This window comes from Streptomyces sp. E11-3 (genome assembly GCF_046540415.1).
GTDB lineage: Bacteria > Actinomycetota > Actinomycetes > Streptomycetales > Streptomycetaceae > Streptomyces.
The window spans coordinates 1,078,288-1,087,462 of sequence record NZ_JAZGRL010000001.1 but is presented as its reverse complement, the minus strand read 5'-3'; the positions used below and the strand labels follow the sequence as shown (position 1 = coordinate 1,087,462).

At 71.6% G+C, this 9,175-nt stretch carries 5 protein-coding genes; 3 read left to right on the top strand and 2 right to left on the bottom strand.

What is annotated here, in order from left to right; genetic code table 11:
* Positions 1–43: 43 nt before the first annotated feature.
* Both U9R90_RS04820 and U9R90_RS04815 read right to left on the bottom strand, forming a co-directional pair.
* Positions 44–3,400 carry a non-ribosomal peptide synthetase gene (locus U9R90_RS04820; RefSeq protein WP_411055109.1) on the bottom strand — a complete coding sequence of 1,119 codons (3,357 nt, stop codon included), beginning with the start codon at positions 3,398–3,400 and terminating at the stop codon, positions 44–46.
* Positions 3,397–3,648 carry an acyl carrier protein gene (locus tag U9R90_RS04815; protein ID WP_411055108.1) on the bottom strand — a complete coding sequence of 84 codons (252 nt, stop codon included), beginning with the start codon at positions 3,646–3,648 and terminating at the stop codon, positions 3,397–3,399. The genes U9R90_RS04820 and U9R90_RS04815 overlap by 4 nt, the downstream gene beginning before the upstream one ends.
* Before the next feature lie 254 nt (positions 3,649–3,902).
* On the opposite strand from U9R90_RS04815, the gene U9R90_RS04810 reads away from it, so the two are divergent.
* The 3 genes from U9R90_RS04810 to U9R90_RS04800 all read left to right on the top strand — a co-directional run bounded on the left by U9R90_RS04810 (position 3,903) and on the right by U9R90_RS04800 (position 9,168).
* The gene (locus U9R90_RS04810; protein ID WP_411055107.1) at positions 3,903–6,422 is read left to right on the top strand and encodes a condensation domain-containing protein; all 2,520 of its coding nucleotides are present in this window, start codon (positions 3,903–3,905) and stop codon (positions 6,420–6,422) included.
* A 105-nt stretch (positions 6,423–6,527) separates the two neighbouring features.
* Positions 6,528–7,799: an MFS transporter gene (locus tag U9R90_RS04805; protein ID WP_411057645.1), complete on the top strand. Its 1,272-nt coding sequence runs from the start codon at positions 6,528–6,530 to the stop codon at positions 7,797–7,799.
* Positions 7,800–7,830: 31 nt separating this feature from the next.
* Positions 7,831–9,168, top strand: coding sequence for a KamA family radical SAM protein (locus U9R90_RS04800; protein ID WP_411055106.1), 1,338 nt, complete (start codon positions 7,831–7,833; stop codon positions 9,166–9,168).
* Positions 9,169–9,175 lie beyond the last annotated feature (7 nt).

Here is a 9,175-nt window from a genome sequence, read left to right as displayed (position 1 = left end):
GTGGGGGTGGGGGTGGGGGTGCGGGTTCCGTGCGCGGACGCCGTCATGCGTCGGCCTCCTTGTCGCGCAGGAGCCCGGCGAGCGCACGGATGGTAGGCGCCCGGAAGAAGTCCAGGACCGCGACCCGTACCCCCCGCCGCTGCTCGATCCGGGACAGCGCGGTCAGCACGTTCAGCGAGTGGGCCCCGCACTCCAGCAGCGAGCGGTCGACCACGAGGTCGGCCCGGCCCAGGAGTTCGGACCACAGGTCGAGCAGCCAGGACTCCAGCTCGTCGGTGGGAGCGGCATCCGACGCCTGTCGTGGGGTGTCGGCGCGTGCGATGAGCTGGTCGGCCATGGCGAGCAGCGCGGGCCGGTCGAACTTGCCGTTGCCGGTGGTCGGCATGGTGTCCACGGTCAGCACGCGGGCGGGCACCATATAGCCGGGCAGTTGCTCGCGCAGCAGTTGGTCCACGTCCTGGGCGAGGGTGCTCGGGGCGCCGGAGCCGGGAGTGCCGGAGTGCGGCAGCAGGAACAGCAGCAGATGCCGGTCGGGGCCGTCACCCCGTGCCGCCGCGACGGCCTCCCGTACGCCGGTGTGGCCCAGCGCCGCGCTTTCGATCTCGCCCAGCTCGACCCGGAAGCCGCGGATCTTCACCTGGTGGTCGTCACGGCCCAGGAAGACCAGGACACCGGACTCGTCCCAGAGCACCTGATCCCCGGTGCGGTACCGGCGCGCTCCGGATTCCGGCGGCCGACCGGCTTGCGGCGGCTGACCGGCTTCCGACGGCTGACCGCCTTCCGATGACTGACCGCCTTCCGACGGCTGACCGTACGGGTCGGGCACGAACCGCTCGTCGGTGCGCTCCCGGTCGTTCACATACTCCGACGCCGGACAGCGCCCGCCGAGCAGCAGCTCACCGGCCACACCCAGCGGGGCCAGGTGCCCGGTGCGGTCCACGACCTGGGCGGTGACACCGGTGATCGGGCGGCCGATCGGCACATGCGCGGGCCAGCCGGGCTCGGCGGCCGAGAGCCGCTGGGTGGTGACCGCGTGGGTCTCCGTCGGCCCGTACAGGTTGATCAGCTGGATGTGCGGGTGCCGGGTGAAGAAGTCCTCGATGGCCTGGTCGACCACCAACTGCTCGCCCGACACGCACAGATGCGTGACCCGGTCCAGGGTGACGCCGTCGGCGGCCCGTACGAACGGCCGCAGCGCCGCCACCGGCAGATACACATGCGTCACCCCGGTCGCGGCGACCCGCCGTACGACCGCGGGCAGATCACGGCGGTCGGCGGGCTCCCGCGAGACGACCGTGCCGCCCGCCAGCAGCGTCGGCAGGATCTCCTGGAAGGACACGTCGAAGCCCAGCGGCGCGTACTGCAGAAAGCGGGTACGGGTGTCCATGGCGAACGCGTCGAGCTGCCACGCCGTGAGATTGAGCAGCGGCCCGTTGCCCATGGCCACACCCTTGGGCTTGCCGGTCGAGCCGGACGTGAACATCACATAGCCGCCCGACCCGGGAGGCCGTACGAACTCCACGCCTTCCGGGACGACTTGGGCGAGGCGGTCCGGGGCGACCACGGCGGCCCCCGGGACCGTGCCAGAGCCGACGACCAGCCCGCAGTCCGCCTTGTCGACCATGTAGGCCAGCCGGTCCGGTGGCAGCGTCAGATCGAGCGGCAGGAAGACCGCGCCAAGCCGCAGCACCGCGAGGATGGTGACCACCGTGTCGGTGAGGGTGGCGGTGGTCAGGCCGACCGTGTGGCCCGGTGCGACACCGCGGTCGCGCAGCCCCACGGCCGCGGCCCGTACCGCCGCCTCCAGCTCCCGGTAGGTCATCCGGCGGCCGGGCTCCTCCACCGCGATGCCGTCGGCCCGGTCCCGGGCGGTGCGCTGGAACCAGGCGTCCAGGTCTTCGGCGAGCGGCGCGCGCCCGTAGCCGTCCGTGGCCCGCATCGGCCCGGTGGAGGCGTCCGAGAACAGTGCGCGCAGCGGGGCCGTGTCGTCGGCGGCCGCCCGGTCGACCGCCTCGGACAGCGACGTCAGCAGCCCTTCGGCCACGGCGTCGGGGATCAGTTCCGGGTCGTGGTCGAGCTCCAGGAGCCAGCCGTCCGCGGTGGGCGTCACCCCCAGCCACAGGTCGAACTTCGCGACACCGGTGGCGGGTTCGCGTACCGAGCGCACCGCGTGCGGCTTCTCGACCTCCGTGGAGTCCTGCATCGCCAGCATCGTGGAGAACAGCGGATTGCGGTTGCTGGAGCGGTCCGGGTCCGCGTGCCGCACGATCTGACTGAACGGTATGGCCGCGTTCCGCTTGACCGAGCGGGCCTCCGGGTCCACCACCTCCGCCACGTACCGGGCGAACGGCGTGTCCCAGTCCGTCTCCAGCACCAGTGGCAGCGTGTTGACGAAGAATCCGCACAGGTTGTACGAGCCGACGGTGCGGCGGGACAGCAGCGGACTGCCGATGGTCACCGCCGAGTTGCCCGAGTGGCGGGCCAGTACCGCCCCGTACACGGCGCAGAAGAACACGAAGGGGGTGACAGACAGCTTGCCGCACGCCTGGTCCACGGCCGCCGACCGCTCGGCGCCCAGGGACAACTCAAGCCTGCGGCCGGTGAATTCGGTCTCGGTGGGGCGGCCGGGGCGGGGGTGGATGACGGTGGCCGGGGTGTCCCGTAGCCGCTTGCCCAGCTCGGCCGCCGCGGCCGTCACGGCCGGGTCGTTCGCGGCGGCCTGCTGGGACTCCAGCTCGCGCAGCAGCGCCCGCTCCCGAGCCGGCCGCAGCGCCGTGGCGTCCAGGTCCCCGCGCAGGGCGGCGTCCAGGTCCTTGATCAGCGGCCGCAGCGAGTAGCCGTCGAAGACGGTGTGGTGCACCGCGAGGACCAGGACCGAGCGGTCGCCCGCGCTCGTGCGCAGCAGCGTGAAGCGGATCAGCGGCGGCCGGGCGAAGTCGAAGGCGGCGGCGGACAGTTCGTCGATCGCCTGCTGTGTCCGCAGTTCGAACTGTGTCCGCGGTTCGAAGCCGCCTGCCCCGCTCGCGGTGTGCGCGTCCGCATCGAGGCTTTCGGGGACGACGACGTCCGTGAGCGGCAGCCGATCGGGCGACGGCGGGGGAGTGAGCGTGGCGTGCGGCTGTGGCGCCGCCCACAAGGCCATCCGCAGCGCGGGCTGCACCGTGAGGACCTGCGCGAGCGCCGCCCGTACCGCGTCAGCCGAGTACACCGGGTCCAACTCGGCCACCGCCACCACGTTGTAGAGGTGACGCGCGGCGACCGTGCGCTGCACCAGAAGCAGGCCGATCTGCGACTCGGTGAGCGGGGCGGTCCACTCCGCGGATACGTCGGGCGTGGTACGCGAACCCGGCTGGGTGGTACGCGAACCCGGCTGGGTGGCGGCCGCCAGATCCGCCGTCACCGGGCGCTCCCGGCCGCGACGCGGGCGCTCAGCCAGTCCTGGAACTGTCCCACCGTGCGCAGATCGGCGAGCTCTGCGGCGTCGATCTCCTGGTCGGCGTCGGGCAGCACGTCCGCCACGATCCGGATGACCGACAGCGAATCAAGACCGATCTCGGCCAGATCCGATGCGGGGGTGAACGGCATGCGAACGAACTCGGCGATGGCGGAGTTCACGGCTTCGCCGGTATCTTGCGCTGCCTGCTTCATCGAATGGACTCCCTCAGGCGGTCTCCCATGAATTCCTGCGCATATCGACGGTACTCACGGCGGCTCGGGCACCGTCAAGGAATACGTACGGGGGCCCGATAGAGAAAGTGGATGAGGGTATGTCGAGAAGCTGCCGACCGGTCATCAACATCCTTTATCGGCCGATAGGCAGAGGGGTGGGGGAGGGTTGCCCGATATCCCTTCGCACGCGGACCATACGGCTAACGTCGTCGGCCCGTCAGTGGTGAGTGACAGTGAATCGAGCACCGATCGAGGTTCTCAGCGCACCGGGACAGGAGGCGCTCTGGTGGACGCAGCAGCGCGCCGTTCGCCAGGACGTCTACCACCTGACGTGGCGGATCCGTCCGAACGGACACCTCGACCCCGAACTCCTGGGCCAGGCCTGGCAGTTGACAGTCGAGCGGCACGAAGCCCTGCGGACCGGCTTCGTACGCCGCGACGACTCACTCGTGCAGCTGGTGCACGCCGCCGCCGAACCCGAGTTGGGCCGGCTGCGCTGGGACGCCCCGGACGCCGAAGCCCTCGACGACCCGGACGCGCTGCTCGCGGAGCTCGCCACCCAGCTGCACAGCCGGCCCTTCGACCTGGACAGCCCACCCCTGGCGCGCGCCACCCTCGTCACCGTGGGCGAGCGGCAGGAGCTCGTGATCACCGTGCACCACATGATCCTCGACGGCTGGGCCCTGCACCTTGTCGTCGATGACCTGGAGACCGCCTATCTCGCCGTACGGGACCAGGCGGGCCCCACGGCGGACCGGATCTTCGCCGAACCAGCGGTTCCCTACCGGCCGTTCGCCGAGCGGGCCCGTGCGCCGCACACCCCGGCCGAACGGGAGTTCTGGGCGCGGCAGCTGCGGGACACCCGGCTGGCCGCGCTGCGCCCGGACCGCCCCGCACCGGCCGGAGCGGGGTCCGCCGGAGCCGTCCTGCGCTACCGTCGCCCAGCCGCCGTCGACGCCGCCGTGTCGCAGATCGCCCAACGGGTCGGCTGCACCCCGTTCGCCGTCCAACTCGCCGCGCTGCGCTCGGTGGTGGCACTCGGCGGGGCGACGGGACGTACGGCTCTCGGGGTGGTCGTCGCCAACCGGATGACGCCACAGGACCAGCGGTGCGTCGGCTTCTGCGGCAACGTCGTGCTGCTCGCCGACACGGTGGTACCGACCGACACCTTCGACGAGGTGGTGGGCAGAGCGCGGGACGCGCTGTGGGAGAGCCTGCCGTTCCAGCACCTCGCCTACTCCGACGTCTCCCGCGAGCTGTCCGCCGCCGACCGGGCCGCGCTGGGCACCGGACCGGAGATCGTGATCACCTATCACGGGTCGATCGGCAGCGGCCTCGCGCTCGGCGGCCGCCGAGCGGAACTGCTGCCCAGCCCCAGCACCAGCGCCCGCTGCCAGGTGCTCCTTGGCCTGTTCGAAGACGGGGGCGACGTCGGGGACGACGTCGCCGAGGGCACGACGATCGAGGTCGAGTACGACACCGACCGGCTCGACGAGGCCACCGTCCAGGCTCTGCTGGCCGACATGGACCAGGTGCTCGTCGAATCGGCGCGGGGCGGAGGCCCCCTGTCCGCCGTCGACACGCGTACCCGGGCCGAGGTCGGTGAGCCGGGCCTCCGGTCACCGGTCGAGACTCCGTCGGCCGCCGAAGCCAGGGGTGAGGTCGCCGACACGCTGCTGGAGATCTGGCGGCGGGTGCTGGGCGTCCCGGTACGTCCTGACGACGACTTCTTCGCCCTGGACGGTCACTCACTCCAGGTGCTGGAGCTGATCGCCTCGGTCGAGGACGCCACCGGCCGGCAGGTGGACGTGGCCGACTGGCTGGACCGCCCGACGCCGCGCCGGATGGCGGAGCTGACCGGATTCACCGCCCAGGAACCCGACGCCGTACGCCCGGAAGCCGGCACCCTTGCACCGTCACCTGAAGCCGCCACCCCGCACCGGTCACCCGAAGCCGCGACCAGCCCCGCCGACGCCCTCCGACTGCTGTCCCCCGGCGAGCCCGGCGGCCCGCATCTGCACCTCGTACACGGCGCCGGCGTCGGCCGACTCCCGTACCGCGAACTGGCCGGCGCACTGCCGCCCCACTGGCGGGTCTCGGTCAGCGAGGACGATGGCAGCGACGACTGCAGCGACGGCGGCACCGTCGAAGGGATGGCCGAGCGCTATCTCGCCCCGCTGCTCGCCGCCGACCGGCTGCCCGACGTGCTCGGCGGCTGGTCCATGGGCGGCCTGCTGGCGCACGCGATGGCCGAACGCCTCCAGCGGTACGGCCACCGCGTCCCGCCCCTGCTGATCCTTGACGCCCCGCCGCCCGACCACCCCTACGACCTGGAAGCCGCCGACTTCGGGTTCTTCATGGACTGCGTGCTGCGCGGCGCGGGCGTGGCGGACTCCCGCCCCGACGAACTGGCCGCCGGGGACCACTCCACCGGGCTCGGGATCGCCGTACTCACCGCGCTGCTGCGCCGGGCGGGCCTCGACACCCGGCCCGAGGCCCTGCGCGAACGGTTCGACCTGCACTACCGTCATCAGGTCGCGATGGCCGCCTACCAGGGAGCGCACGCCGTGGACACGCCGGTGCTGCTGGTCGCCGCCGACCTGGACGACAAGGGCGCGCGCCAGTGGGAGCACTGGAGCAGCCGCCCCATGTCGACCGTACGGCTGGCAACCGACCACTACGGACTGCTGCGCGGGGACCCCGCCCGCCAGGTGGCCGGGCTCGTCACCCGCCTGCTGTCTTCCGACGACTGACACCTGATCCACGGTCGAGTGGCGCTCGAGTATGGGTTGTTACGTTGCCTGCCAAGGCACTGAGGAGGTTGTTCCATGGAGAGCGCCGACGTCGATCGCGCCGCCATGACCCCACCCGCCGAGCCGCCGCCCGGCCCGCGACCACCGGCCGAGGCAGGCAGCCGCAACACCACGGTCCTGGTGACCTTCACGGCCGTCACCAACCTCGCCGACGGGGTCACCAAGGTGGCGCTGCCGCTGATGGCCACCCAGCTCACGGACTCACCGGCCAAGGTGTCGGGCGTGGCGCTCACCCTGACCCTGCCCTGGCTGCTCGCCGCCCTGCACGTCGGCGTCCTCGTCGACCGGTACGACCGGCGCCGCCTGCTCTGGATCGCCAACACGGTCCGTATCGCCGCCATCGCCGCACTCCTGGTCGCGGCACTCGGCGACGCCATGAGCCTGATGGTGCTCTATGTCGGGGGAGCGGCCCTCGGCGTCGCCGAGGTCATCGCACTCACCTCGGCGGCCGCGCTGGTGCCCATGGCGGTACCGCCCGAGGGCCGCGACCGGGCCAACGCCTGGCTGGCGGGCGCCGAGACCGCGTGCAACGAGTTCTGCGGCCCGTTCGTCGGCGGCCTGCTGGTCGCGGCCGGTACCAGCGTGGCACTCGGCGCGACCGGCGTGGCGTATGTGGCGGCCATGGCCATCCTGGTCCTGCTGGTCGGCCGGTTCACCCCGACCCACGGCGACGGACCGCCCACCGGCACGGTCAACCAGCGGATCGCGGAAGGGCTGCGCTTCCTGTGGCAGCAGCGGCTGCTGCGGCTGATGGCCTTCTCGGTCGGCGTCCTGGCCTCCTGCTGGGGGGCCTGGCTGGCCCTGATGCCGCTGATGGCCACCAAGACGATGGGCCTGGACGCACGGCAGTACGGCATCCTGCTCAGCGCACTCGGCGCGGGCGGGCTCATCGGCGCCCTCACCGTCGGCCCGGTCAACCGGCTGCTCGGCCGCCGCTGGTCGATGTTCGCCGACCTGCTCGGCACCGCGGCCATGGTCGCGGCACCGGTGATCACCACGCGGATGTGGGTGGTGGCGGTCGGCGCGTTCCTCGGCGGCATGGGCGGCATCCTGTGGACCGTCAACTCCCGCATCATCAGCCAGCGTCTGGTGCCGACCGGCATGATGGGCCGCTACAACGCCGCCGCCCGGCTGTTCAGTTGGGGCGCGATGCCGCTGGGCGCGGGCCTGGTCGGACTGCTCGCCGAACTCTTCGGCATGCGGGCGGCCTTCGGGGTCTTCACGGTCGCCACTTTGCTGATCATCGTGCCGTTCCTGCGCACGGTCACCCCTGGAGCCCTGGCCGCGGTGCCGGTGGAGCACCAGCGGAGTTCCTGAACCACCTGTCCACAAGACCGGAGGAAGTCACGTGCCCCCCACGGCCTCAACGCTTGCCCCGATATCCCTGGAAACCACACGCTTTCGCGCCTACGGGCCACGCCATATCGACGAGATAGCCCAGCGGTACGGCATGCCAGGCGACATGCGGGACACGGTGCGGCTGATATCCGAAGTGCTTCCCTTCCGCGTCAACGAATACGTTCTGGACCAGCTCGTCGACTGGGCGAGAATTCCGGACGACCCGATATTCAGGATGGTCTTCCCGCAGCGGGGAATGCTGCGCGAAGACGACGTACGCTCGCTGGCACGGCTGGTGGACGACCCGAGCGCCAAGAAGCAACTGCGGGCCGAAGTACGGCGCATTCGCGGTGGCCTCAACCCGCACCCCTCGGGGCAGAAGCAACTCAACGTGCCCCGCAGCCAGGGCGCCGAGGTGCCCGGACTCCAGCACAAGTACCGCGAGACCGTGCTCTACTTCCCCGGCCAGGGCCAGACCTGCCACTCCTACTGCACCTACTGCTTCCGCTGGGCCCAGTTCGTCGGCGACGCCGACCTCCGCTTCGCCAGTCCCACCCCCGACCCGCTGATCGCCTATCTCGGCGAACACCCGGAAGTCAGCGATGTGCTGGTCACCGGCGGCGACCCCATGGTGATGTCCGGCGAACGGCTCCGCCGCCATCTGCAGCCGCTCCTGGACATCGAGACCGTACGGACCATCCGGATCGGCACCAAGTCCGTCGCCTACTGGCCCTACCGCTTCGTCACCGACCCGGACGCCGACGACACCCTGCGGCTCTTCGAGCAGATCGTCGCCTCCGGCCGCAACATCGCGGTGATGGCGCACTTCACCCATCCCCGCGAGCTGGAAACCGAGATTGCCCGCCGCGCACTGGCCCGTATCCGCGCCACCGGGGCACTCGTCTACTGCCAGGCGCCCCTGGTCGCGCACGTCAACGACGACGCCCGCACCTGGAGCGAGCTGTGGCGCGCCGAACTGGCCGCCGGAGCCGTCCCGTACTACCTGTTCGTGGAGCGCGACACCGGGCCGTACGCGTACTTCAAGGTGCCGCTGGCCAAGGCCTCGGCGATCTTCCGCTCCGCCTACCGGACGCTGCCCGGACTCGCCCGCACGGTACGCGGCCCGGTCATGTCGGCCACGCCCGGCAAGGTCGTCGTGGACGGGGTGACGGAGACCGACCGGGGCCGCTTCTTCGAACTGCGGCTGCTCCAGGCACGCGACCCCCAGCTCACCGGGCGGCCGTTCCGCGCCCACTACTCGACCACGGCCGCCTGGCTCGACGAACTCCGGCTCGCACCGGAGACACCCGCCGACATCGCCACGGCACTGCGTCATTCCGGGGGATAACCCCCAG